The sequence below is a fragment of the Sphingomonas sp. S2M10 genome, assembly GCF_012650175.1.
Taxonomy (GTDB): domain Bacteria; phylum Pseudomonadota; class Alphaproteobacteria; order Sphingomonadales; family Sphingomonadaceae; genus Sphingomonas.
Genome location: NZ_JAAILI010000052.1, coordinates 1 through 567 on the forward strand (window position 1 = coordinate 1; position 567 = coordinate 567).

Consider the following 567-nt stretch of genomic DNA (forward strand, 5'->3'; position numbering starts at 1 on the left):
TCGAGGGAACCGTAATTATCTGGAGTGAAATCATGGAAAACCGAAGGAAACCTGCGTCTCTCGCCGCCACGCTCGACATAAACTGCGACTGCAAAGAATATGTCTAATGTGGAGCTCCACATTAGACATATTCGCGCGGCGTGATGTCGACGCGGACGTCATTCCACTCCTCGGTGGGGATCTCGGCCAGCCGCCGCTCCATCAGGGCTTCGCCGGTCGAGACGATCTGAATGACGGCGGAATGGCCGGCCGCCAGGTCCTGCTCGATCGAGCGGACCAGCGTCGGCGTCTTCATACTGGTCAGCAGATGACCGAAGAAACGCTGCTTGGCGCTCTCGAAGGCTGAGCGCGCGGCGGATTTCGCTTGCCGGTTCAGCGTGCCGGTATCGCCGGTGATATTGGCGGCGCGCATCGCCGCGTCGAGATGATTATGGATGATGGCTTATCGCGAGGAAGCGATAATGCGAAGGAACGCGGTGTAGGCCCGCAAAGCAAGGGCACTTGTCACCACGACCTTCGCATTATTTCACAGGGTATCCAGCCACTCCATCAGGCTCGCATCCCGCT

The 567-nt window shown here is 58.7% G+C and carries 1 pseudogene; it reads right to left on the reverse strand.

What is annotated here, in order from left to right:
• Positions 1-124: 124 nt before the first annotated feature.
• Positions 125-442: pseudogene (locus tag S2M10_RS12680) on the reverse strand (hypothetical protein); the annotation flags it as partial.
• Positions 443-567: the final 125 nt, after the last annotated feature.